The following is a 22,117-nucleotide window of genomic DNA, read 5'->3' on the forward strand; positions in this document are numbered from 1 at the left end:
TTTGCGGGACCGTCGTGTCACCTGTCCAGCTCCGCCAGCACGGTTTCCCCTGCGATCATGGTCTGGCCGACACGCACCTGCGGGACGACCCCCTCGGGCAGGTAGACATCCAGACGCGAGCCGAAGCGGATCAGCCCGAAGCGTTCGCCGCGTGACAGCGTCTTGCCGCGCTCCACGAAGCATACGATGCGCCGCGCCACCAGCCCGGCGATCTGCACCACCGGCAGAACACGGCCATCCGCCATCTCGATCACCACGCCGTTGCGTTCGTTATCCGCGCTCGCCTTGTCCAGCGACGCGTTTAGGAACTTTCCGGGGCGATAGGCGACCGCCTGCACCGTGCCGGCCACCGGCGCGCGGTTGACGTGACAGTCGAAGACACTCATGAACACGCTGACACGGGTCAGGGGCGTGTCGGGCAGCCCCAGTTCCGCGGGCGGCGCAACAGGCTCTATCAGCGAGACGATCCCGTCGGCTGGGCTGACGATCACGCCGGGACGCGCGGGCGTCACGCGCTCGGGATCGCGAAAGAAATAGTAGCACCAGACCGTCAGGCCGACCCCGATCCACCCCAGTTCGTCCGCGACCAGAAAGAGGAGCAACGTGACAGCGGCGAAGATCGCCACGAAGCGCCGCCCCTCTGGGTGCATCGGCTTGAGAAACGTCTCGTGCATCTTCATGCGGTCCGGCTCCTGCATCGGGCGAATGGGTACCGCGTAAGGCCCCGAACCCCGAGATGCAAGGTAACAGCGCGATCTCGGCGGGATCCAGCGCCTGCGGTGATGACGGTGGCGGCAGCGACAGGGTGACCCTCTTGCAGGTGGGAAAGGTCGTCGGGCGGTGGTGGCGATTGACCGGGTGCCCCCTGCATCCGCGACACCGCTCACACCCGCTTGATCCCGCGCAGTCGCTTTGCTGGGCATCACCCTGTTCCCTTTGCCGCGCGGCCATGGCACCGTGGCCGGCATGAGCATTCAGATCACCTCCCCCGATGGAACCCCCGCCAGTCGCTTCGCGTTTGGCACGATGCAATTCGGCGGCACGGCGGACGAAGCCGCGTCGCGCGCGATGTTCGACGCCTGCCTCGACGCGGGCATCACACATTTCGACACCGCGCATCTTTACACCGACGGCGCTGCCGAAACCCTGCTGGGCCGCTTTGCGGACAAGCATCGCGACCGATTGGTGATCGCCACCAAGGCCGGCTATTCCGGCGGCGCGGGGCGCGACACCATTCTGACCCAGTTCGAAGAGTCGCGCCGTCGGCTGGGAATGGATCAGGTCGATATCCTCTACCTGCACCGCTTTGATCCCGACACGCCCTTGCAGGAAACCATGGAGACCTTCGCGGATCTGAAATCGCGCGGGCAGATCCGCCATGTGGGTCTGTCGAATTTCGCCGCGTGGCAGGTGATGAAGGCCGACTGCATCGCGGCACGCTTTGACCTGCAGGTCTCGATCCTGCAACCGATGTACAGCCTCGTGAAACGGCAGGCCGAGGTCGAGATCCTGCCGATGGCCGCATCCGAAGGCATGGTCGTGGCAGGGTATTCACCGCTGGCCGGCGGCCTTCTGACCGGCAAGTACGCGCGGGGCGAGACCGGGCGCCTGACCGGCAACGAACGCTACGCGATCCGCTACGGGCAGGACTGGATGACCGACGCCGCCGAGGGGCTTGTCGCGATCGCACAAGAGCTTGGCACCGACCCCGCGACGCTGGCCGTCGCGTGGGCCGCGCATCATCCTGCCGCGCCGGTGCCGCTGATCTCGGGGCGATCTGCGCCGCAGATCGCGCCCTCGCTCGCCGCGCTTGATTTCCCGATGGATGACGCGCTTTACGAGCGCCTCTCGGCGCTGACACCCGCGCCGCCCCCGGCCACCGATCGTACCGAAGAGGGCTGAGGCGTGTCACGGCGCACCCTGCCCCCGAGCGCCTCTGTCGCGCATCAAGGCGCGGATGCGCGGATGCACGCCCCCGCCGCCGCGCGCAACGCCGACGCGATCACCGGGGCGCTGCGCGAGATTGCACCCGAGACCGGGCGCGCGCTGGAGATCGCCAGCGGCACGGGACAGCACGTCGTTGCCTTCGCCCGCGCGATGCCGGGGCTGGACTGGCAGCCCACCGAGATCGACGCCGACCGTCTGGCCAGCATCGACGCCCATGCCGACGCCGCAGACCTTGCCAACCTGCGTCCCGCGATACCGCTGGATGCGACCGCGGCGGGTTGGGGCGCACAGCATGGCGATCAGGCGCTGATCGTGCTGGTCAACCTGCTGCACCTGGTCAGCACGCCCGAGGGACGGGTGGTGATCGCCGAGGCTGCGAATGCCCTCGCCCCCGGCGGGGTGTTCGCCATCTACGGCCCGTTCCTGCGTGCGGGGCGCGCGACCTCGGACGGTGACGCGCGGTTTCACGCCAGCCTCGTCGCCGAGGACGCCACGCTTGGCTACAAGGACGTGGCCGACGTCGAGGGTTGGCTGACTGAAAGCGGCCTCGACCTGACACAGACCCGCGCCATGCCTGCCAACAACGTGTTTCTCGCGGCGCGGCGCGCCACCTGATCTGGATCAAGGCCCCGACTGGCACGCGGTGTTTTCTGCGCCGGACACCCCCAGAACCGAAAGGCCCCGACATGAGCTGGTCCGAGACCAACGACACCACCCGACAGAACCTGCGCCGCCTGAACGCGCTTATTCCCGACACCGCACGCGCTTTCGGCGGGCTCGGCAAGGCCGTGAAAGAGGGGGGCACGCTCGATTTCAAGACCAAGGAATTCGTCGCGCTCGGGATCGCGGTCGCCACGAAATGCGAGCCCTGCATCGCGCTGCATGTCGAGACGCTGATCCGCGCGGGCGCCACGCGTGACGAGATCGGCGACGTTCTGGCGATGTCGATCCAGATGGGGGGCGGGCCGGCGATGATGTATGCCGCCAAGGCGCTCGCCTGTTACGACGAATTGGCGGAAAAGGCCTGACGGCGCACAAATGTGCTGACCGGGCAGGGCGGGCAGGGTAAACCCGTGGGCATGATCCATGAGGGAGCCTCGATCATGCTGCGCGCGCTCGCCATTCTTGTCGCCCTTGCCGCCCTGCCCGCCGCCGCGGGCAACCCGTTCGGCGATTACGACCCGATCGATTTCGGACCCGGCGGACCGGCCGCCTATCCGGTGCACGGAATCGACGTGGCGCGTTACCAGAACCGGATCGACTGGCGGCGGGTGCGCCTGTCGGGCGTCGCCTTCGCCTATATCAAGGCGACAGAGGGCGGCGACCTGAAGGATCCGCAATTCGACCGGAACTGGCAGCTGGCAGCGCGCGAAGGCGTGCCGCGCGGGGCCTATCATTTCTACTACTTCTGCACGGATCCGGAGGTGCAGGCGCGCTGGTTCATCCGCAACGTGCCGCGCCGGGGCCACGCGCTGCCGCCGGTCCTCGATCTGGAATGGAACCCGTTCTCGCCCACCTGCACGGTGCGCCCGCCCGCATCCGAGGTGCGCCGGCAAGCGCGAGTGTTCCTCGATATCGTTGAACGTCACTACGGCAAGCGCCCGATCATCTACACCACACCCGAGTTTTACGCGCAGACCGGGATCGGCGACCTCCGGGCCCAGTTCTGGCTGCGCTCGGTGGCAAAGACACCCGACCGCGTCTATCCCGGCCAGCCTTGGGTCTTCTGGCAGTACACCGGTACGGGGATCGTGCCGGGGGTCGAGGGGGGCGTGGATCTCAACGTCTTTCGCGGGTCGCCGGCCGAATGGCAGCGATGGCTGGGCACGCATCACAGATAGGCCCGTCACCGCGCATCGGGACAACCGCGTGACCGCGAAAGCGGTTGCCCCCGCCAATGCGCCGCGCCTAGACTGGCGCGCAACTCGCGAACAGGGGGCCGGACCATGCGTTGGATCTTTCGTCTGATCGGAGCGGTCGTCGTGATGGCGGCGGTCGGTCTTGGTGCGCTTGTGTTCCTGCCGGGCGAGCGGATCGCGCAGATCGCCGCCGACCAGTTGTCCCGCGCGGCCGGGCGCCCCGTCACCCTGTCGGGCGAGACGACCCTGAGCCTATACCCGGTTCTCGGCGTGGCCACCGGCGCGGTCGAGGTGGCGAATGCCGACTGGGCCGGGGAGACGCCGTTGCTGCGCGCGGAAAGTCTCAAGATCGGGGTCGAGCCGATGGCGCTGCTGCGCGGTGACATCCGCATAACCGGGTTGGAGATCGCCGCACCGGATATCCGCCTGGAGCGGGCCGCGGATGGGCGGGTGAACTGGGAACTCGGGGTCGATGGCGTGGCCACGACCGGCCAGGCAGAAGGTGCGGCGGGGCCTGCGACGTCGAACAGGCTGTCGCTGACGCTTGACCGGGCACTGATCACGGCGGCGTCCCTGCGCTACACGGATCATCGCACCGGCGATGTGCAAACGGTTCGCGACATGGATTTCGACCTGCGCTGGCCCGATTACGACGGGCGGGCCACCGTCAAAGCGGTGTTGCGGCAAGCCGGTGATCCGGTCACGATTACCGGTCATGTCGATCATCTGGGCGCGTTCATCGACGGGGCGGTGACGCCTGTGGCGGCCGATATCGAGGGGCCGGGCGGGCGTATCGCCTTTGACGGGCGCGCCGCGGCGGCGCCGCAATTGCAGGGGCGGCTCGATCTCGACCTGTCCGACACAGCGGCGCTGCTTGCGGCGCTCGGCCTTGGGACGGTCGATATTCCCGAGGGGCTGGGCGCGCCTGTGACGGGCGGCGGCGATATCACGCTGACCGATGCGATGCGGCTGAGCGTGCGCGACATGGCGCTGGACCTGGGCGGCAACGCGATTTCGGGCGATGCCGATATCGACCTGTCGCAAGACGTGCCGCGCATCAGCGCCGAACTTGATGCGGGCGCGCTCGACCTGTCGCATCTGGCCGCGGCCAGGGGCAACGGGGGTGGGTCCGGTAGCGGCGGGGCCGACGGCGGATGGTCGCGCACGCCGATCGATGCCAGCGGTCTGGCGCTGGCCAATGGCGAGGTCGCGCTGGTGGCCGACAGCATCGATCTGGGCGATCTGACGTTTGGCAAAACGCGCTTGACGATCACGCTGGACCGGTCGCGCGCGGTCTTCGCACTGCAAGAGGTGCGCGCCTATGACGGGCTGCTGACCGGGCAATTCGTGGCCAACAACCGGTCCGGCCTGTCCGTCGGGGGCGATCTTACCGCAGAGGGCCTGGACCTGGAGCGTTTCCTGTCCGACGCCATGGGGATCACCCGCTTTGCCGCAACCGCCACCGGCACCGTGGACTTTCTGGGCGTGGGTCAGTCGGTGCACGCGATCATGAATTCGCTGTCCGGAACGGGACGGATCGGCACGGGGCGCGGCGTGATCTCGGGCATCGATCTGGACCGGCTCATGCGGTCGGGCGATGTGACGGGCGGCACGACCGTTTTCGACGAGATGAGCGCCAGTTTCACCATGGAGGACGGCAACCTCTACAATCGCGATCTTGCCATGCGGCTGCCGCTGGCGCGGGCCGAGGGCACCGGGCGCATCGGGTTGGGCGCACGCGATATCGATTACCTCTTCACGCCGGTGCTGCTGGAGGGCGAGACGAGCCGGGGCATTGCCATCCCGGTGCGCATCCGCGGGGCCTGGGCCGATCCGCGCATCACCCCCGATCTGGAAAAGGCGCTGGATCTGAACCTCAAGGACGAGCGCGAAAGACTGGAAGACCGGGCCGAGGAGCGTCTGGATCGAGAGCTGCGCGAAAGGCTGAACCTTGACGCCCGCGAGGGTCAGAGCCTTGAGGATGCGGTCAGGGACAAGATCGAGGATCGTGCCCTGAACTCCCTGCGCAAGCTTTTCGACTGAGCGCCGGATAAGTCGAGTATTTATGGAAAGGTGAACGGGACGGCGTGATGGCTGTCCCGTCCAGGCGTTATTCCGCCGCCATGTCCAATGGGTCCACGCGCACCGCCGAGTACTTGAATTCGGGGATCTTGCCGAACGGATCGACGGCCGGGTTGGTGAGGATGTTCGCTGCGGCCTCGACATAGGCGAAGGGCAGGAACACCATGTCCGGCGCAATGGCACGGTCGGCGCGGGCCATGATCCGGATCGAACCGCGCTTGGTGGTCAGGCGGACCATGCCGCCCGCCTCGACGCCCATGCGGCGCAAGGTCGAGGGGTGCAGCGAACAGCTTGCCTCGGGCTCCATCGCGTCGAGCACGCGCGCACGCCGGGTCATCGAGCCGGTATGCCAATGCTCCAGCTGCCGGCCCGTGGTGAGGACCATGGGATATTCGGCATCGGGCAGGTCATCGGGCGGGATGATCGCGGCAGGGGTGAAGCGCGCGCGCCCCTCGGGGCGCGGAAAGCCGTCGCCGAAGACCACCGTCTCGCCCGGACCGTCAGGTGTCTTGCAGGGATAGGTGATGGCATTCTCATGCTCCAGCCGGTCCCATGTGATGTTGTTCAGCGAGGCCATGTTCAGCTTCATCTCGGCGAAGACATCCGCGGGGCCGTCATACGTCCATTGCAGGCCGAGACGGTTTGCGAGGTCGACGGTGATTCGCCAATCCTCGCGCGCCTCGCCCGGCGGGGCCACGGCGGCGCGGCCCATCTGCACCTGCCGGTTGGTGTTGGTCACCGTGCCGGATTTCTCGAAGAACGCCGAGGCGGGCAGGATCACGTCGGCATAGTTCGCCGTCTCGGTCAGGAAGATGTCCTGTACCACCAGGTGATCGAGTTTCGCCAGCGCGTCGCGGGCGTGCTCCACGTCCGGGTCAGACATTGCCGGGTTCTCGCCGAGGATGTACATGCCCTTTATCTTGTCCTCGTGCACCGCATCCATGATCTCTGTCACGGTCAGGCCCTTTTCGGCACTGAAATCATCCGATTGCCAGACATCGGTGAAGCCGTGGCGCACGCGGTCATCGGTGACCGACTGGTAGTCCGGCAGGAACATCGGCACGAGACCCGCATCCGAGGCGCCCTGCACGTTGTTCTGGCCGCGCAACGGGTGCAGCCCGGTACCGGGACGCCCGACCTGACCACACATCAGCGCGAGACTGATCAGGCAGCGCGAATTGTCGGTGCCGTGGATATGCTGCGACACGCCCATGCCCCAGAAGATCATCGCGGATTGCGCGCCGGCAAACTCGCGCGCCACGGCGCGCAGCGTGTCGGCGGGGATGCCGCACAGCACCTCCATCTTCTCGGGCGGGAATTGCGCCAGATGCGCCTTCTCGGCCTCCCAGTTCTCGGTGAAGGCCTCGATATATTGCTGGTCGTAGAGCCCTTCCTCGACGATCACGTGGCAGATCGCGTTGAGCATCGAGACATCCGCGCCGGGCTTGAATTGCAACATGTGGGTGGCAAAGCGGCGCAGGCCCTGCCCGCGCGGGTCCATCACGATGAGTTTGCCGCCCCGCTTTGTGAATTGCTTGAAATAGGTGGCGGCGACAGGGTGATTCTCGGTCGGGTTGGCGCCGATGACGATCGCCACGTCGGCATTCTCGATCTCGTTGAAGCTGGCGGTCACGGCGCCCGAGCCGACATTCTCCATCAAGGCCGCCACGGAGGAGGCATGGCACAGCCGCGTGCAGTGATCGAGGTTGTTGTGGCCAAACCCTTGCCGGATGAGTTTCTGAAAGAGATACGCCTCTTCATTGGTGCATTTGGCACTGCCGAAACCGGCGACCGAGGCGCCGCCGTGGTCGTCCTTGAGGCGCTTGAGCCCGCCCGCGGCGACATCCAGCGCCTCGTCCCACTCGGCCTCGCGAAAAACCTGATCCCAGTTGCCGGGATCGACGTTGAGACCCTTGGCCGGGGCATCGTCGCGGCGCACCAGCGGTTTGGTCAGACGGTGCGGATGGTGAATGTAGTCATAGCCGAACCGCCCCTTGACGCAGAGCCGGCCCTCGTTGGCGGGGCCATTGATGCCGTCGACATACTTGACCGCGCCATCCTTGACCTTGAGCGCGACCTGGCAACCGACACCGCAGAACGGGCAGACGCTTTGCACCTCTTCGTCAAAGTCGGCGCTGTCGCCCTGTTGTGCGTCGTCCAGCACCGCGGCCTCCATCAGTGCGCCGGTGGGACAGGCCTGCACGCATTCGCCGCAGGCCACGCAGGTGCTGTCGCCCATCGGATCGTCGAAATCGAAGACCGGGTAGGCGTCATGCCCGCGCCCGGCCATGCCGATCACGTCGTTGACCTGCACCTCGCGGCAGGCGCGCACGCACAGCCCGCATTGAATGCAGGCGTCGAGATTGACGCGCATCGCGACATGGCTGTCATCGAGCAGCGGGACGCGGTCGCGCTCGACCTGTGGAAAGCGGCTATGGGTCACGCCCGTCGCGTCGGCCATGTCCCACAGGTGGCTGGAGGCGTCATGCGACGCGGCGCGGTCGGGCTGATCGGCGAGCAGCATCTCGACCACCATCTTTCGTGCGGTCTGCGCGCGGGTCGAATCAGTGGTGACGACCATGCCGTCCCTGGCCTCGCGGATGCAGGAGGCGATCAGCGTCCGCTCGCCCTCGACCTCGACCATGCAGGCGCGGCAGTTGCCATCGGGGCGGTAGCCCGGTGCGGGCGTGTGACACAGGTGCGGGATCTTCAGACCACGGCCATGCGCGACGTCCCAGATGGTCTGTCCCGCCTCGGCCTCGACCTCTTGGCCATCGAGGGTAAATGTGATCGTCCCGGTCATGCGCATGCCTCCTTGCCCAAGGATGTTACATCACGCGTGGCGCGCCGTCAGTCTGCCAATCACGACACCTTACCGCAATTTTACGCCAAGCCCCGCGGCGGGGTTTCCGATCGGCGTCACGGGCGCACCTCCGCGCCGGATCACTCCAGCCCCATCTCGCGCATCATCTGTTCGAGTTTCGGTGTGTCCTCGGGGTTGTTGAGCTCCCAGAACTGGCGCCCTCGGGCCGTCACTTCGACACAAAGCACGGATCGCCCGTTTTCCAGGAATCGCAGCTGTTCGAGGCCTTCCAGCCCTTCCAGCGGGCCGGGCTGCCAGCCGGGATAGGCCGCGAGCGGCGCAGGCCGGTAGGCATAGACGCCGACATGGTGAAAGACCGGCGTGGGTACATCCGGGGCGTAGGTGTGCGCGGTGTAGGGGATCACTTCCTTGGAGAAGTAGAGCGCATGCCCGCCGCGCGTGAAGACGGCCGTCGTACCACCGACCCGGCCGGCCGCGCGATCGGCCAGAAACCCGTTGAGCGCCGCCCCGTCACAGCGCAGCACCGGGGTGGCGACCTCGGCCGACGCATCGGCGCGCAGCCCCGCGACAAGATCCTCGACGAACCACGGCGGGGTCAGCGGCGCGTCGCCCTGCAGGTTGACCACGATCTCGTAATCGCCGCCGAGCGCGTCATGCGCCTCGGCGCAGCGCTCGGTGCCGTTGGCACAGTCGGGCGACGTCATCACCACCTCGGCGCCGAAGGCCTCGACGGCCGTTCTGATACGGTCGTCATCGGTGGCCACCACCACCCGCGCCACGTCGCGCACCGCGCGCGCGGCGTCCCACGAGCGCTGGACGAGCGATTTGGCCACGCCGCCCGCGCCGGTAAGCTGCGCCAGCGGCTTGCCGGGATAGCGCGAAGATGCGTAGCGCGCGGGGATGACGACCAGAACGCTCATGCGGTACCTGCCTTCAGCTCGACGCCGGGGGCATGGGCGATGAAGAACGGGTTCTCGTACCCGTCCTTGCCATAGGTCAGGGGCGCGTGATCGTCAAAGCGCACGACATGGCCGCCGGCACCCGCAAGCACGGCATGACCCGCGGCGGTGTCCCATTCCATCGTGCGGCCAAGGCGGGGATAGAGATCGGCCTCGCCCGTCGCCACAAGGCAGAACTTCAGCGAGGACCCGGCGCTGGTCATGTCCCTGACCGCGTACCTGCCGATATAGGCGTCGGTCGCGGCATCGCGGTGCGATTTGCTGGCGACGACCATCAGCGCGGCATTGTCGGGCGACGCGACGCGGATCGGGCGTTGCACGCCGGGGGTATCGCGGTCGAACGGCCCGACCTCTTCGACGGACGTGCCATCGGGCAGCGTGTAGAACATGCGGCCCTGCGCCGGGGCATAGACCACGCCGCGAATGGGCAGCCCGGCCTCGACATAGGCGATGTTGACGGTGAAATCCCTGCGCCGGTTGATGAATTCCTTGGTGCCGTCCAGCGGGTCGACGATCAAAAAGGTATCGACGCGCTGCGTGTGCGAGGCCGCCTGCTCTTCGGTTACCAGCGCGACATCGGGAAAGGCCGCGCGCAGGCCCGCTGAGATGCTCGCATCGGCGGCCTCGTCGGCTTCGGTGACGGGGCTTTCATCGGATTTTACCTTCACCTCGAAATCGTCGGCCTCGTAGATCTCCATGATGCGATCGCCGGCCTCGAAGGCCAGTCGCCGCATCTCTGCCGTCAGCGCATGATGGTCCAATGTCTGCTCCTTTGTCCGGCGGGCGATGCTGCGCCCTTAATGAATAGATCACGCTTTGCCCCTATGGTACATCTCGTGTCGAATGCAAGAAACGCGGATGCACAATCCCAAGGCAGTCAGGCAGTTTTCCGATGTTCCACACCGTGCGCCCGAGATCGAGCCTGCAATCGGCACTCATCATTCTGGAGCTGATCTATCACACGACCGTCCGGAACATTCGTCAGGGCCATGGCAACGCCGTCATCGCGCTTGTTCTCAACATCCTGACGGCCGTGATCATCGTGATGGCATTCTACGTGATGTTCAGCCTGCTCGGGCTGCGCGGGGCAAAGCTGCGCGGCGATTTTCTGTTGTTCATGATGTCGGGCATCTTCCTGTACCTGACGCATATCAAGGCCGTCGGGGCCGTGGTCGGATCAGAGGGGCCCGCCTCGCCGATGATGCAGCACGCGCCGATGAACACGATCGTCGCGATATGTGCCGCGGCACTTGGATCGCTTTACATCCAGGTGCTGTCGATGGGCGTCATCCTGTTCGTCTATCACGCGGCGTTCACGCCGATCACGATCCATCAGCCGGTGGCGGCCTTCGGCATGCTGATGCTGGCCTGGTTCACCGGGATTGCCGTGGGGCTGATCCTGCTGGCGATCAAGCCGTGGTTTCCGACCTTCGTGTCGATCTTCACCACCATCTATCAGCGCGCCAACATGGTCGCCTCGGGCAAGATGTTCGTGGCCAACAGCCTGCCCGCGTTCATGTATGACATGTTCTCGTGGAACCCCCTGTTTCACACGATCGACCAGGCGCGGGGGTTCGTGTTCATCAATTACTTTCCGCACAAGACGTCGCTCGACTATCCGATCTATCTGGGCATATGTTTTCTGGTCATCGGGTTGATGGGCGAATTCTATACCCGACAATTCGCCTCCAAAAGCTGGGACGCCCGGCGATAAACACGCCCTCTCGCCGTGCGCCACGACAATGTCCCCGGCATCCCGGTACCATCGCAGGCGGGATGCGCCGCTACCGCCCCCGGACGCGGCGACAGCACAGGACCCGGCCACAGGACGGCCCCGGATCGTAGGTCAGCCCCGATGCGGACATGCAATCAACGATGCGCTGGACGACCGTGTCGGCGTACCGACCGGGATGAAGTTCCATCATTACGCTGCGCACATGGGACGGCCACGGCGCATCGAACAGGTATTGTTCCGCCCCTTCGATATCCATGACCACGACATGCGGGCGCACATCGTCCAGCAACGCATCGAGGCCAAGCGCGGGCACGTCCACCTGGCGCGTGGCGTTGCGGCGATGATCGGCGATGCGCCCCGCCCAGAAACTCTTGCCCCGGTCAAACGCAATCGGCCCCGCCGGACTGTCCCGGCCGGTCACCGCCCCGTGCAACAGCGTCACGGCCCCGTATCTATTGCGGTCGAGGTTGGCGCGGATCACCGGCAGCATCGCGGGATTGGCCTCGACGCATGTGACATTTTCCGCGCCGGTCACACGCGCGCAGACGGCCGCGACATAGCCGATTCCCGCCCCCAGATCGAGAACCCGCGCACCCGCGCGCAGACGCATGCGCGCCGCGTGCGCCTCTTGCGCCTCGTAGGTGCCGTCGCCCAGCTTGGACGCGAGGCGCGCGGTAAGCAGCGCGTCGGGCACTGTCAGGTGCAGACCGTCGATCTCGTACTCTGCCATACCCGCACCGACCATTGCTTGATTCCATGGGGCCAAAGCCCTAGACCACCCTCGATCAAGACGGGAGTTTGGGCAATGCAGCTCTTTGTGGGCCTGGGCAATCCGGGGGCGAAATACGCACGAAACCGGCACAATATCGGCTTCATGGCCGTCGACGCGATCGCCGCCGATCACGGGTTCGGCCCATGGCGCGCCAAGTTTCAGGGCCAGATGGCCGAGGGCGTGCTGGCGGGCGAGAAGATCATCCTGCTGAAACCCGAGACCTTCATGAACCTCAGCGGACAGTCGGTCGCCGCGGCGGCGCGGTTCTACAAGCTCGGCGCCGCCGAAGTGACCGTGTTTCACGACGAGCTGGACCTCGCCCCCGGCAAGCTGCGCGTCAAGCAGGGTGGCGGGCATGCAGGCCATAACGGGCTGCGCTCGATGCAGTCGCATCTCGGGGCAGAGTATCGGCGCGTGCGGCTCGGCATCGGACATCCCGGACACAAGGACCGCGTCTCGCAGTACGTGTTGCAGGATTTCGCGAAGGCCGACGAGGCGTGGCTCGACGACATGATGCGCGGCATCGCCGACGGCGCACCGTGGCTGGCCGAGGGCAAGCCGGACAGGTTTCAGAACGCCGTCGCGCAGCGCATGGCCCCCGCACGCCCGACCAAACCGAACCCCGCGCCGCAACCAGCCCCCGAGACCCCGGGTCAAGGCGCGCCGAAACCCGACGCCACCCCGGACGACCCGGCGCCGACAGACGATGCCGCGCGCAGCCCATTGCAGCGGCTTGTCGACAAATTCCGGTGACCCGCTTGCGCTTGAATGGCGGACCGCTATGGTTTCGGTGAATTCCGGTACGCTTGCCCTTGCCCGGCCGGCCCCGGCCCGCGCAACCAGACAGAAGGGGGCGACATGACCTACATCGCCATGAACAGGTTCCGGGTGAAACCCGGCCATGAGGCCGCGTTCGAACGGATGTGGGCCGAGCGAGAGAGCCATCTTTCAAGCGTCCCCGGCTTTCGCGAGTTTCGCCTGCTGAAAGGTCCCGAGGGCGAGGGGCACAGGCTGTATTCCAGCCACGTGATCTGGGACAGCCGCGCGGCGTTCGACGCCTGGACGAAATCCGAGGCGTTCCGCGCGGCGCACAAGGATGCGGGCAACCAGTCGACACGCGACGCCCTGCTGGGACCGCCGGAGTTCGAAGGCTTCGAGACCGTGCTCGAAGAACGCTGACACCTGACCGAAAGGAAAACACCATGGAGATGGAGCAATCGGTGAACGTCCTCGGCGGTGCGCTCGAGCACTGCTCGGACGATCCGCTGACCGGGTTCTTTCGGGACGGGCATTGCAACACCTGTGCCGAGGATCAGGGCAGCCATACCGTCTGCGCGCTGATGACGGCGGAATTTCTGGCCTATTCGAAATATGTCGGCAATGACCTGAGCACGCCGCGCCCGGAGTTCGGCTTCGCGGGGCTGAAACCCGGCGATCAGTGGTGCCTGTGCGCCGGGCGGTTCCTGCAGGCGCATGACGAGGGATGCGCGCCGCAGGTGCGGCTTCAGGCGACGCATATCCGGGCGCTATCCATCGTGCCGATCGAGATCCTCAAGAAACACGCGCCCGAGTAACGCACGCGCCCGGCGGCGCGATCACTCTGTCGCCGGGGCGCCCTTGAGACGCAGGAACAGGCTTTCCTCGTCATCGTTGCGAAAGAACGGCACGGACGCGGGCGGCGTGCGATCATGCGCGCGGGCGGTGACCTCGGCCAGGACAACCTCGGTGATGAAGGGCAGGTCGAACTTGCGCACATCCGCCAGCGGGATCCATTGCAGATGGCTCAGCTCATCGCAGGCGTCCGAAAAGTCGTCCGGATCCCCGACAAGCGCCTCCGCATGCACGAGAAAAAACCGCGCGTCAAAGCGGCGTGGTCGGCCCGGCGGGGTGATAGCGCGAAACACGAATTGCAGCGGGTCCGCCACGGGCACGAGGTCGCGCGCAGCAAACCTTTCCCAGTCATCCGGCACCGGCCCCGGCCACGCGCCGGGCTGACCAAGCGCCAGCCCCGTCTCCTCGAACAATTCGCGCACCGCAGCCGTGGCAAGCGCATGGGCGATATCGCGGTCGCAATCCTCGCACAGACGTTTGGAACAAAGCGGCGGCAAAGGACGGGCAAGCGGGACATCCGCATCCGCCCGGTCTACCGCACCGCCGGGAAACACGAACTTGTTGGGCATGAAGGCCGCCGTCTTGCCGCGCTGGCCCATGAGGACATGCGGACGGTCGGTATCGCGCAGCACGATCACGGTGGCCGCATCGCGAATGGCGGTCTTGTCGATCTCGGTCATCTGCCCTCCCGGCTCGCAGGGTTCAGCGATCCTCACCGAACCCATGCATGAACCGCGCCCATTGAAAGGCCACTATGGCCCCCTTCAATCTGGGCAGAAGATACAGCGACAATGTGACCGTGCCAACGCCGAAAATGGTGAACAGAACCAGCGGCTCGGGCCGGAAATGCGTGAATGTCACATGAAGCAGAGGGGCCATCAGGTGCCCGACGATCAGGATCGTAAGATAGGCGGGCCCGTCATCGGCGCGATTATGGCTCAGATCCTCGCGGCATACCGGGCAGCTTTCACGCACCTTGAGATAGCTCTTCAGGATCGGCCCCTTGCCGCAATTGGGACATTTCCGGGAAAATCCCTTGCGCAACGCAGGCCACAAGGGGCGGTCGGTCTGGGCGGTGGTGTCATGCATGGCACTGGCCTTTCTGTGTCAGCCGCTAACCTGACGATTACGGCGCCGCATTGGAAGGGGACAGGGTGTCATTGCGGCGCGATGTCGCGAAAATCGGGGCGCGGTGTGCCGATGATGTCGTGATCGCGACGGAAACCCGCACGGGCGGCGTATCATGAACACGTTCGGATCGGCGGTCTCTTTCCCGCCGCGCCGACGTACCAGACACCACAGGAGATTTCACGATGAAAAATGTAATGCTGTTCACGGGGCTGGCGACGATCATTGCCTTTGCCGGACCGGACCGGGGAACCGCCGCAAGCCACAAGGATGGCATGCATGCGGGCGGAATGCACGGCTCGATGCAGATGCGACCCGGCTTCGACGAGATTGACGCCGATGGCGACGGCAAGATCACGACCGAGGAAATGACCATGCACATGCAGTCGCGATTCGACGGGGCCGATAGCGACGGCGACGACGTGATCTCGCGCGAGGAACTCGTCACGCACATGATGGCACGGCAGACCGAGCGCATGGGCCAGCGCGCCGATCACATGATCGAACGCTACGATAGCGATGGCGACGGGGCCCTCAGCATGCAGGAGATGCGGGACCGGCGGTCGGGCCGCATGATGAAACGCATGGATCTCGATGGCGACGGGGCGGTGTCCCGCGCCGAGTTCGAGACGGGGCACGGCCGCCACGGCGATCGGCACCACGGCATGAAAGACCGTAGCGCCGACCAGTGAGGGCACATATCTGCCCCCGGCGTCACTGGTCAAGGATGCGGGGGGGCGGGTACGCTCGGAGGCGATGCCGATGCCGTTCGACGCCATGGAGGATCTGCCCGACGAAGCGTTGCTCGCACGCTTTGCCGATGGCGATGCGGCGGCGGCACGTGTGCTGACCATGCGGCTCACGCCGCGGCTCTTCGCGCATGCCTGGCGCCTTCTCGGCAACCGCGCCGAGGCCGAGGACGTCACGCAAGAGGCGATGCTGCGCCTGTGGAAACAGGCGCCGGACTGGCGCGAGGGCGAGGCGAAGGTGACCACATGGCTCTACCGTGTGGTGGCCAACCTCTGCATCGACCGCCAGCGCCGCGCACGTGGCGGAACGGTCGCGATCGACGCCATACCAGAGCCCGCTGACGGCCGAGCAAGCGTGGTCGAGGACATGCAGCAGCGCGCCCGCGCCAACGCGCTGCAAGAGGCGCTGAACGATCTGCCCGCACGGCAGAGGCAGGCCGTCGCGCTGCGCCATATCGACGGGCTGTCGAACCCCGAGATCGCGGACATCATGGAGATCACGATCGAGGCGGTCGAAAGCCTAACCTCGCGCGGGAAACGTGCGTTGTCGGCGGCACTTTCGGGACGAAAAGAGGAATTGGGATATGCCGATGAGACATGACGATCACGACGACACGGTGCTCGATCCATTCTTCGACGCCGCCCGCGACGCCGCCCCCGCCCCGACCGAGGATATGCTGGCGCGCGTTCTGACGGATGCCGAAACGATACGGACCGCCGCGCTGTGGCCGGCACCACGACACAGCTGGACGACGCGTGTCCGGCACCTTCTGGGTGGCTGGCCAACCATGGCGGGGCTGACCACCGCGGCGCTGGCGGGGCTGTGGATCGGTGCCGGCCTGCCCGACCGTGTGATCGGCACGGACGAGGCGAGGTACCTTGTTGATATCACACCCGAAATGGCCTTCGATCTGGGCGATGGAGACGACTGATGGCAAACCCGACGCGCGGACTCCGCGGCGACCGCCTGACCCGAATCGTTCTGGTGGCATCGCTTGCGCTCAACCTGCTGGTCGTGGGGCTGGCGGCCGGCTGGGCCCTGCGGCACACGGATGGGCCACATCCGTCGCGGCTTGACATGGCGGGGGGGCCGCTGACCCGCGCCCTCAGCCAGGAGGATCGCCACGAGATCGGGCGACAGATGCGTCAGGCGTGGCGTCAGGTCGATGGCGGACGCGCCGACATGCGCGCCAGTCTCGACGCGATGGTGGCCGATTTGCGCGCCGTGCCGTTCGATCCCGCACAGGTCGCGGAACGGATGCGACAGCACCGCGCCCGCTTTGCCGTGCGCTTCGAAATGGGGCAGGACATCCTGGTCACGCACCTGTCGAACATGACCGACGCCGAGCGCCGCGCCTATGCCGACCGTCTGGAAGACAAGATCAGGGCCTATCGCGCGGCGCACGACCACCACCGTGGCGACTGAAAATGCAAAACGCGGCCACCATAGGGGGCCGCGTTCGATTGCGTCGCGAAAGATCCGACAGGCCGATCAGGCTTCGTCGGTGGCCGCCTCGGCCACCTCTTCGACATCCGCCTCTTCCTCGTCCTCGTCGTCCTGCGACTGAAGCGCCGACGGCGCGGAGATGTTGCAGATCACGAAATCGCGGTCGATGGTCGGCTTCGCACCCGCGGGCAGATCGACCATGGAAATGGTCATCGTGTCGCCGATGTTCTCCATCTTGGTCAGATCGACGACGATGTTCTCGGGAATGTCGCCCGCGGTCACGACAAGCTCGATCTCGGGACGCACGATCGTCAGGACGCCGCCCTTGCGCAGCGCCGCGCACTCTTCCTCGCCCTGAAAATCGATCTGGATGAACAGGTTGATCTTGGTCGTGCGGCGCAGGCGCAGGAAATCGACATGCGTCGGCAGATCCCGGACGATATCACGCTGGACGTCACGGCAGATCACGCGGACATCCTCGTGACCGTCGACCTTGAGATTGAAAAGCGTCGACTTGAACCGACCCGCCTTCAACCGCTTGATCAATGCATTGTAAGGCAGTTGTATCGGCAGCGGGTCCGTATCGCCCCCGAACACGATCCCCGGAACCAGATGCGCACGGCGCACCGCACGAGCGGCGCCCTTGCCCGTCCCCGTACGTTCCTGGGCGTGAAGATCAGGAATTTCTCCAGCCATCTTGAATACTCCATAGGTTAGAGCAGGGTGCCTCCAAGGCTGTCACCCCGCATGAGAGTGCGCTGATAGACCACGTCACCCGGCTTGAAAAGGCCCGAATCGGGTACTTTCCGGTTTCTTCTTGGCAAAAATACCCCGATCCACCGGTCGGGGGTCCGGGCGCTACTCCCAGCCGTCGGCGAACCCCTTGGGCACCATAAGCACATCGCGGTCGAGATCATGCACGTCGCGCCGCCCGCACAAACCCATCGAACTGTCGAGTTCCTTGTAGATGATCTCGAGCGCACGGGTCACGCCGGCCTCGCCCATGGCGCCCAGCCCGTAGGTCCAGGCGCGGCCGATATAGGTCCCCGTTGCGCCAAGGCTCAGCGCCTTTAGCACGTCCTGGCCCGACCGGATGCCGCTGTCGAGATGCACCTCGATCTTGTCGCCCACGGCATCCATGATCGCCGGCAGCGCACGGATCGCGGAAATCGCCCCGTCAAGCTGCCGCCCGCCATGGTTGGACACGATGATCGCGTCCGCCCCGACGTTCAGCGCCTCGGCGGCATCGCGCGGATCCATGATCCCCTTGATGATCAGCGGGCCGTCCCACATCCTGCGGAACTGCTTGATCCGCTCCCAGTCAAGCGCCTGGTCGAACGCCTCGGCGGTCCATGTGCTCAGCGACGAGGGGTCCGTCACCCCCTTGGCATGACCCACGATATTGCCGAAACTGCGCCGCTTGGTGCCCAGCATCCCCAGGCCCCAGCGAACCTTGGTCATCATGTTCGCCACGCTCGACGGTGTCAGCTTCGGCGGCGCGCTAAGCCCGTTCTTGAGGTCCTTGTGCCGCTGCCCCAGCAGTTGCAGATCGACCGTGATCATCGCCGCCGAACACTTGGCGTCCTTTGCGCGGTCGAACAGCCGTTGCATGAAATCGTCGTCCTTCAGCGTGTAGACCTGCATCCAGAACGGCTTGGTCGTGTGTGCGGCCACATCCTCGATCGAACAGATCGACATCGTGGACAGCGTGAAGGGCACTCCGAACGTCTCGGCCGCGCGCGCCGCCTTGATCTCGCCATCGGCGTGCTGCATGCCGGTCAGCCCGACCGGCGCCAGCCCGACCGGCATCGCCACATCCTGCCCGATCATCTTGGATGCCACGTTGCGGCCGGTCATGTCGATGGCGACGCGCTGTTTCAGGTGGATCTTGTCGAAATCCGAGGTGTTCTCACGAAAGGTCTGTTCGGTCCAGCTGCCGGATTCCGCGTAGTCATGGAACATCCGGGGCACGCGGCGTGCATATATGTCCTTGAGATCCTGAATATTCGTGATGACAGCCATGCGCCCTCCAGCCTAGATGCAAACTCCGTACAGATTTGCGCCTTATGGCACAATCGAACGACGTGTCGCAGGAAAAAGTTGCGGAGATGCGGCGCGCCATTGTGGCCCGCGTCCGGCCTCGAACGGGCGACCCGTCATGGCTTGACATGAAAAACGCGCCCCAATGGGGCGCGTTTTGGTCAACACGGACGGTGTGACCGGGTTACGAGGCTGACTTGATCTCGATCTGTTTGGCGTCCGATTTCGACTGCTCCGTCTTGGGCAGTGTCACGGTCAACTCGCCATTGCTGAAGGTTGCCGAGACGTTATCCTCGTCAATCTCGTACCCCAGCGGGATCTGCCGTGCGAACCGCCCGACGAACCGCTCGGATACGCGGCGGTCATTGTCGTCATTCTCGACCTTGCGTTCGCCGCTGAGCGTCAGGACGCCGTCTTTCAAGGTAAGTTCCACATCGTTCTCGTTCAGCCCCGGTACCTCGGCATCGACCCGAACGTGGTCTTCCGCATCGGTCACGTCGACCCGCGGCCAACCGCCAAACCCGTCGAGGGCCCACAGGTCGCGACCGAATTCACGAGAGGCGCTATCGAACAAGCGGTTCATCTCGTTGTGCAGTGCTGCGAAAGGATCGCGTTCGCCTGCCCAGTTTGCAGGGCTGCGGGTGTTCCATGGCATCAGTGATCTCATGTTCATCGCTTCCCTCCTTTTTGTTCCGTCTCGATCTTGGTGGAGGGGACGGCGACGCCGCCATTGCCGGGGCCTGCCATCCCCTTTCACCCCGAAAATGGGAAGAGCGAGCCGAACCTTCAAGGGGTTCGGATCATTTTTATCGTTCAAAAGCAGTGTATTGACCGGATCAGGCGCGATGTGCCCCGCCAGCCAGCCCGCGCACGAACTCGATCACGTCCGAGACCGGCCCGCCCTTGGCGATCTCGGCGACGATGGCCGAGCCGACGACACAGCCATCGGCCACGCCGGCGATCAACTGCGCCGTCTCGGGATTGCGGATGCCGAAGCCCACCACCACCGGAAGATCGGTCTTCGCCTTGATGCGCGCCACGTCCGGTTCGACATCGCCCGCCTCGGCCGAGGCCGCGCCGGTGATCCCGGTGATCGAGACGTAATAGACGAACCCGCTGGTATTCTCGAGAACCTTGGGCAGGCGCTTGTCATCGGTCGTGGGCGTCGCCAGCCGGATGAAGTTCAGCCCGGCCTTCGATGCGGGCAGGCACAGTTCGTCATCCTCTTCGGGGGGCAGATCGACCACGATCAGCCCGTCGATCCCCGCCGCCGTCGCATCGACCAGGAACCGTTCGACCCCCCAGCTGTAGATCGGGTTGTAATAACCCATCAGCACGATCGGGGTCACATCGTCGATCTCGCGAAAGCGCCGCGCCATCTGCAACGTCTTTTCCAGTGTCATGCCACCGGCAAGCGCGCGCTGCCCGGCCTGCTGGATCGTCGGCCCATCCGCCATCGGGTCGGTGAAGGGCACGCCCAGTTCGATCACGTCGACCCCCGCCGCGGGCAATCCCTTCATCACCTCGAAGGACCGTTCGACATCCGGATCACCCGCCATGATATAGGACACGAAGGCCTTTTTCCCGGCGGCTTTCAGTTCGGCAAACCTGGTGTCGATACGGGTCATGGGGGTGTGTCCTTCAGATGCGTTCCGGGCGGTTTGGCGCAAAGCGCGGGCGAAATCAATGCCCGGCTTGACCTTGCCCCGTCCGACCCCGTACATGCCCGCAATTCACGGGCTGGGAGAGTGGCAGATGGGCTTCAGGATGGGTATCGTCGGCTTGCCCAATGTCGGCAAATCGACGCTTTTCAACGCGCTCACCCGCACGGCGGCCGCACAAGCCGCGAATTTTCCGTTCTGCACGATAGAGCCGAACGTGGGCGAGGTCGCGGTGCCCGATGCGCGGCTCGACCGGCTGGCGGCGATCGCGAAGTCGAAACAGATCGTCCCCACCCGCATGACCTTCGTCGATATCGCCGGGCTGGTGAAGGGCGCGTCGCGGGGCGAGGGCCTTGGCAACCAGTTTCTCGCCAATATACGCGAGGTCGACGCCATCGCCCATGTCCTGCGCTGCTTCGAGGATGGCGATGTGGCGCATGTCGATGGCCGTGTCGATCCCGTCGCCGATGCCGACGCGGTCGAGACCGAACTGATGCTCGCCGATCTCGACAGCATCGAGAAACGCCGCGCCGGTCTCGCGCGCAAGATCAAGGGCGGCGACAAGGAGGCCGTGCAGGCCGACCGCCTGCTCGCCCTCGCGCAGACAGCCCTTGAAGAGGGCAAGCCCGCCCGCACCGTCGCAATCGACGAGGACGACCTCAAGGCGTGGAAGATGCTGCAGCTTCTGACCTCCAAGCCCGTCCTTTTCGTCTGCAATGTCGACGAGGCTCACGCCGCCGACGGCAACGCCCATTCAGAGGCCGTGGCACGCATGGCCGAGGCGCAGGGCGCGGCCTCGGTCGTGATCTCGGCGCAGATCGAAGAGGAAATCAGCCAGCTCGACGCCGAGGAGGCGGCGATGTTCCTGGACGAGATGGGGCTCGACGAGGCCGGTCTCGACCGGCTCATCCGCGCCGGCTACGACCTGTTGCACCTCGAGACCTATTTCACCGTCGGCCCGAAAGAGGCCCGCGCCTGGACCGTGCCCACCGGCACAACCGCGCCCAAGGCCGCCGGGGTCATACACGGCGATTTCGAACGTGGCTTCATCCGGGCTGAAACCATCGCCTACGACGATTTCGTCAGTCTCGGCGGCGAACAGAAGGCCAAGGATGCCGGCAAGATGCGCGCCGAGGGCAAGCAGTATATTGTCAAGGATGGCGACGTGCTGCATTTCCTCTTCAATACCTGACCCGCGCGCACCGGTCCCCCGCAGCACACATGGTGCGGCCCGAACGGCTGGATGGGACGCCCGCGTCCAGGCGGGTCACGGAACGCACGAAACCGTGGCAGGAGCCTTGTG

Annotated in this window: 25 protein-coding genes; 14 read left to right on the forward strand and 11 right to left on the reverse strand. The window is 65.5% G+C overall.

Annotated elements, in window-relative coordinates; genetic code table 11:
• Positions 1 to 17: 17 nt before the first annotated feature.
• The gene (locus tag ACROSR_RS02460) at positions 18 to 680 is read right to left on the reverse strand and encodes a phosphatidylserine decarboxylase (RefSeq protein WP_432682178.1); all 663 of its coding nucleotides are present in this window, start codon (positions 678 to 680) and stop codon (positions 18 to 20) included.
• A 286-nt stretch (positions 681 to 966) separates the two neighbouring features.
• On the opposite strand from ACROSR_RS02460, the gene ACROSR_RS02465 reads away from it, so the two are divergent.
• The 5 genes from ACROSR_RS02465 (at position 967) to ACROSR_RS02485 (ending at position 5,849) form a co-directional block, all read left to right on the forward strand.
• Positions 967 to 1,902, forward strand: a complete 936-nt coding sequence (locus ACROSR_RS02465) for an aldo/keto reductase (protein WP_432682179.1) — start codon at positions 967 to 969, stop codon at positions 1,900 to 1,902.
• A gap of 3 nt (positions 1,903 to 1,905) precedes the next feature.
• On the forward strand, positions 1,906 to 2,562 hold the full coding sequence (locus tag ACROSR_RS02470; protein WP_432682180.1) for a DUF938 domain-containing protein: 657 nt from the start codon (positions 1,906 to 1,908) through the stop codon (positions 2,560 to 2,562).
• A gap of 71 nt (positions 2,563 to 2,633) precedes the next feature.
• A complete protein-coding gene (locus ACROSR_RS02475; protein WP_432682181.1) occupies positions 2,634 to 2,975 on the forward strand; it encodes a carboxymuconolactone decarboxylase family protein in 342 nt (113 codons plus the stop codon).
• Between the two features lie 51 nt (positions 2,976 to 3,026).
• A complete protein-coding gene (locus ACROSR_RS02480) occupies positions 3,027 to 3,788 on the forward strand; it encodes a glycoside hydrolase family 25 protein (RefSeq protein ID WP_432682182.1) in 762 nt (253 codons plus the stop codon).
• Between the two features lie 105 nt (positions 3,789 to 3,893).
• Complete coding sequence (locus tag ACROSR_RS02485) at positions 3,894 to 5,849, forward strand: AsmA family protein (RefSeq protein WP_432682183.1); 1,956 nt, start codon at positions 3,894 to 3,896, stop codon at positions 5,847 to 5,849.
• Between the two features lie 67 nt (positions 5,850 to 5,916).
• On the opposite strand, the gene fdhF is transcribed toward ACROSR_RS02485, so the two are convergent.
• From fdhF to cysQ, 3 genes are all read right to left on the reverse strand, one after another.
• The gene (fdhF, locus tag ACROSR_RS02490) at positions 5,917 to 8,691 is read right to left on the reverse strand and encodes a formate dehydrogenase subunit alpha (RefSeq protein WP_432682184.1); all 2,775 of its coding nucleotides are present in this window, start codon (positions 8,689 to 8,691) and stop codon (positions 5,917 to 5,919) included.
• Positions 8,692 to 8,831: 140 nt separating this feature from the next.
• Entirely contained in the window at positions 8,832 to 9,632 is an 801-nt protein-coding gene (locus ACROSR_RS02495; protein WP_432682185.1) for a 3-deoxy-manno-octulosonate cytidylyltransferase, read from the reverse strand.
• Entirely contained in the window at positions 9,629 to 10,405 is a 777-nt protein-coding gene (gene cysQ / locus ACROSR_RS02500; protein ID WP_432682288.1) for a 3'(2'),5'-bisphosphate nucleotidase CysQ, read from the reverse strand. Before cysQ ends, ACROSR_RS02495 begins: the two co-directional genes overlap by 4 nt.
• Before the next feature lie 158 nt (positions 10,406 to 10,563).
• Here cysQ and ACROSR_RS02505 point away from each other — a divergent pair, with 158 nt between their 5' ends.
• Positions 10,564 to 11,385 (forward strand): ABC transporter permease, encoded by an 822-nt coding sequence (locus ACROSR_RS02505; RefSeq protein ID WP_432682186.1) that lies wholly within the window; start codon positions 10,564 to 10,566, stop codon positions 11,383 to 11,385.
• A gap of 70 nt (positions 11,386 to 11,455) precedes the next feature.
• Here ACROSR_RS02505 and ACROSR_RS02510 read toward each other — a convergent pair whose 3' ends face one another.
• Positions 11,456 to 12,136: an FkbM family methyltransferase gene (locus tag ACROSR_RS02510; protein ID WP_432682187.1), complete on the reverse strand. Its 681-nt coding sequence runs from the start codon at positions 12,134 to 12,136 to the stop codon at positions 11,456 to 11,458.
• 75 nt (positions 12,137 to 12,211) lie between these two features.
• Between ACROSR_RS02510 and pth the strand changes: the two genes are divergently transcribed.
• From pth to ACROSR_RS02525, 3 genes are all read left to right on the forward strand, one after another.
• The gene (gene pth, locus ACROSR_RS02515; protein WP_432682188.1) at positions 12,212 to 12,931 is read left to right on the forward strand and encodes an aminoacyl-tRNA hydrolase; all 720 of its coding nucleotides are present in this window, start codon (positions 12,212 to 12,214) and stop codon (positions 12,929 to 12,931) included.
• A 105-nt stretch (positions 12,932 to 13,036) separates the two neighbouring features.
• Positions 13,037 to 13,357, forward strand: a complete 321-nt coding sequence (hmuQ, locus tag ACROSR_RS02520; RefSeq protein ID WP_432682189.1) for a heme-degrading protein HmuQ — start codon at positions 13,037 to 13,039, stop codon at positions 13,355 to 13,357.
• Positions 13,358 to 13,380: 23 nt separating this feature from the next.
• Complete coding sequence (locus ACROSR_RS02525) at positions 13,381 to 13,752, forward strand: DUF2237 family protein (RefSeq protein WP_432682190.1); 372 nt, start codon at positions 13,381 to 13,383, stop codon at positions 13,750 to 13,752.
• Positions 13,753 to 13,773: 21 nt separating this feature from the next.
• On the opposite strand, the gene ACROSR_RS02530 is transcribed toward ACROSR_RS02525, so the two are convergent.
• Positions 13,774 to 14,469 (reverse strand): NUDIX hydrolase, encoded by a 696-nt coding sequence (locus tag ACROSR_RS02530; protein ID WP_432682191.1) that lies wholly within the window; start codon positions 14,467 to 14,469, stop codon positions 13,774 to 13,776.
• 22 nt (positions 14,470 to 14,491) lie between these two features.
• Positions 14,492 to 14,878 (reverse strand): DUF983 domain-containing protein, encoded by a 387-nt coding sequence (locus tag ACROSR_RS02535; protein WP_432682192.1) that lies wholly within the window; start codon positions 14,876 to 14,878, stop codon positions 14,492 to 14,494.
• A gap of 224 nt (positions 14,879 to 15,102) precedes the next feature.
• Between ACROSR_RS02535 and ACROSR_RS02540 the strand changes: the two genes are divergently transcribed.
• From ACROSR_RS02540 to ACROSR_RS02555, 4 genes are all read left to right on the forward strand, one after another.
• Positions 15,103 to 15,609, forward strand: a complete 507-nt coding sequence (locus ACROSR_RS02540) for an EF-hand domain-containing protein (protein WP_432682193.1) — start codon at positions 15,103 to 15,105, stop codon at positions 15,607 to 15,609.
• Between the two features lie 64 nt (positions 15,610 to 15,673).
• Positions 15,674 to 16,267 (forward strand): RNA polymerase sigma factor, encoded by a 594-nt coding sequence (locus ACROSR_RS02545; protein WP_432682194.1) that lies wholly within the window; start codon positions 15,674 to 15,676, stop codon positions 16,265 to 16,267.
• Positions 16,257 to 16,598, forward strand: coding sequence for a hypothetical protein (locus ACROSR_RS02550; protein ID WP_432682195.1), 342 nt, complete (start codon positions 16,257 to 16,259; stop codon positions 16,596 to 16,598). Before ACROSR_RS02545 ends, ACROSR_RS02550 begins: the two co-directional genes overlap by 11 nt.
• Positions 16,598 to 17,092: a periplasmic heavy metal sensor gene (locus ACROSR_RS02555; RefSeq protein WP_432682196.1), complete on the forward strand. Its 495-nt coding sequence runs from the start codon at positions 16,598 to 16,600 to the stop codon at positions 17,090 to 17,092. Before ACROSR_RS02550 ends, ACROSR_RS02555 begins: the two co-directional genes overlap by 1 nt.
• A gap of 66 nt (positions 17,093 to 17,158) precedes the next feature.
• Here the strand turns inward: ACROSR_RS02555 and ACROSR_RS02560 are convergent, their stop codons facing one another.
• The 4 genes from ACROSR_RS02560 to trpA all read right to left on the reverse strand — a co-directional run bounded on the left by ACROSR_RS02560 (position 17,159) and on the right by trpA (position 20,781).
• Positions 17,159 to 17,809 (reverse strand): 50S ribosomal protein L25/general stress protein Ctc, encoded by a 651-nt coding sequence (locus ACROSR_RS02560; protein WP_432682197.1) that lies wholly within the window; start codon positions 17,807 to 17,809, stop codon positions 17,159 to 17,161.
• A 162-nt stretch (positions 17,810 to 17,971) separates the two neighbouring features.
• Positions 17,972 to 19,135: an alpha-hydroxy acid oxidase gene (locus tag ACROSR_RS02565; RefSeq protein ID WP_432682198.1), complete on the reverse strand. Its 1,164-nt coding sequence runs from the start codon at positions 19,133 to 19,135 to the stop codon at positions 17,972 to 17,974.
• A 202-nt stretch (positions 19,136 to 19,337) separates the two neighbouring features.
• Positions 19,338 to 19,826, reverse strand: coding sequence for an Hsp20/alpha crystallin family protein (locus tag ACROSR_RS02570; protein WP_432682199.1), 489 nt, complete (start codon positions 19,824 to 19,826; stop codon positions 19,338 to 19,340).
• A gap of 163 nt (positions 19,827 to 19,989) precedes the next feature.
• Complete coding sequence (trpA, locus tag ACROSR_RS02575) at positions 19,990 to 20,781, reverse strand: tryptophan synthase subunit alpha (protein ID WP_432682200.1); 792 nt, start codon at positions 20,779 to 20,781, stop codon at positions 19,990 to 19,992.
• Positions 20,782 to 20,908: 127 nt separating this feature from the next.
• On the opposite strand from trpA, the gene ychF reads away from it, so the two are divergent.
• Entirely contained in the window at positions 20,909 to 22,006 is a 1,098-nt protein-coding gene (gene ychF / locus ACROSR_RS02580) for a redox-regulated ATPase YchF (protein WP_432682289.1), read from the forward strand.
• Positions 22,007 to 22,117 lie beyond the last annotated feature (111 nt).

The organism is Roseovarius tibetensis, from assembly GCF_050896375.1.
Taxonomy (GTDB): domain Bacteria; phylum Pseudomonadota; class Alphaproteobacteria; order Rhodobacterales; family Rhodobacteraceae; genus Roseovarius; species Roseovarius tibetensis.

What these genes read in the sequence shown, in the direction of transcription:
- trpA (WP_432682200.1), bottom strand. Translation starts at nt 20,781, where the DNA reads ATGACCCGTATCGACACCAGGTTTGCCGAACTGAAAGCCGCCGGGAAA.
- ACROSR_RS02565 (WP_432682198.1), bottom strand. Translation starts at nt 19,135, where the DNA reads ATGGCTGTCATCACGAATATTCAGGATCTCAAGGACATATATGCACGC.
- ACROSR_RS02510 (WP_432682187.1), bottom strand. Translation starts at nt 12,136, where the DNA reads ATGGCAGAGTACGAGATCGACGGTCTGCACCTGACAGTGCCCGACGCG.
- hmuQ (WP_432682189.1), top strand. Translation starts at nt 13,037, where the DNA reads ATGACCTACATCGCCATGAACAGGTTCCGGGTGAAACCCGGCCATGAG.
- ACROSR_RS02495 (WP_432682185.1), bottom strand. Translation starts at nt 9,632, where the DNA reads ATGAGCGTTCTGGTCGTCATCCCCGCGCGCTACGCATCTTCGCGCTAT.
- ACROSR_RS02505 (WP_432682186.1), top strand. Translation starts at nt 10,564, where the DNA reads ATGTTCCACACCGTGCGCCCGAGATCGAGCCTGCAATCGGCACTCATC.
- ACROSR_RS02530 (WP_432682191.1), bottom strand. Translation starts at nt 14,469, where the DNA reads ATGACCGAGATCGACAAGACCGCCATTCGCGATGCGGCCACCGTGATC.
- ACROSR_RS02535 (WP_432682192.1), bottom strand. Translation starts at nt 14,878, where the DNA reads ATGCATGACACCACCGCCCAGACCGACCGCCCCTTGTGGCCTGCGTTG.
- ACROSR_RS02570 (WP_432682199.1), bottom strand. Translation starts at nt 19,826, where the DNA reads ATGAACATGAGATCACTGATGCCATGGAACACCCGCAGCCCTGCAAAC.
- ACROSR_RS02555 (WP_432682196.1), top strand. Translation starts at nt 16,598, where the DNA reads ATGGCAAACCCGACGCGCGGACTCCGCGGCGACCGCCTGACCCGAATC.
- ACROSR_RS02560 (WP_432682197.1), bottom strand. Translation starts at nt 17,809, where the DNA reads ATGGCTGGAGAAATTCCTGATCTTCACGCCCAGGAACGTACGGGGACG.
- ACROSR_RS02465 (WP_432682179.1), top strand. Translation starts at nt 967, where the DNA reads ATGAGCATTCAGATCACCTCCCCCGATGGAACCCCCGCCAGTCGCTTC.
- ACROSR_RS02545 (WP_432682194.1), top strand. Translation starts at nt 15,674, where the DNA reads ATGCCGATGCCGTTCGACGCCATGGAGGATCTGCCCGACGAAGCGTTG.
- ychF (WP_432682289.1), top strand. Translation starts at nt 20,909, where the DNA reads ATGGGCTTCAGGATGGGTATCGTCGGCTTGCCCAATGTCGGCAAATCG.
- ACROSR_RS02480 (WP_432682182.1), top strand. Translation starts at nt 3,027, where the DNA reads ATGATCCATGAGGGAGCCTCGATCATGCTGCGCGCGCTCGCCATTCTT.
- fdhF (WP_432682184.1), bottom strand. Translation starts at nt 8,691, where the DNA reads ATGACCGGGACGATCACATTTACCCTCGATGGCCAAGAGGTCGAGGCC.
- ACROSR_RS02525 (WP_432682190.1), top strand. Translation starts at nt 13,381, where the DNA reads ATGGAGATGGAGCAATCGGTGAACGTCCTCGGCGGTGCGCTCGAGCAC.
- pth (WP_432682188.1), top strand. Translation starts at nt 12,212, where the DNA reads ATGCAGCTCTTTGTGGGCCTGGGCAATCCGGGGGCGAAATACGCACGA.
- ACROSR_RS02475 (WP_432682181.1), top strand. Translation starts at nt 2,634, where the DNA reads ATGAGCTGGTCCGAGACCAACGACACCACCCGACAGAACCTGCGCCGC.
- ACROSR_RS02485 (WP_432682183.1), top strand. Translation starts at nt 3,894, where the DNA reads ATGCGTTGGATCTTTCGTCTGATCGGAGCGGTCGTCGTGATGGCGGCG.
- ACROSR_RS02460 (WP_432682178.1), bottom strand. Translation starts at nt 680, where the DNA reads ATGAAGATGCACGAGACGTTTCTCAAGCCGATGCACCCAGAGGGGCGG.
- cysQ (WP_432682288.1), bottom strand. Translation starts at nt 10,405, where the DNA reads ATGCGGCGACTGGCCTTCGAGGCCGGCGATCGCATCATGGAGATCTAC.
- ACROSR_RS02540 (WP_432682193.1), top strand. Translation starts at nt 15,103, where the DNA reads ATGAAAAATGTAATGCTGTTCACGGGGCTGGCGACGATCATTGCCTTT.
- ACROSR_RS02550 (WP_432682195.1), top strand. Translation starts at nt 16,257, where the DNA reads ATGAGACATGACGATCACGACGACACGGTGCTCGATCCATTCTTCGAC.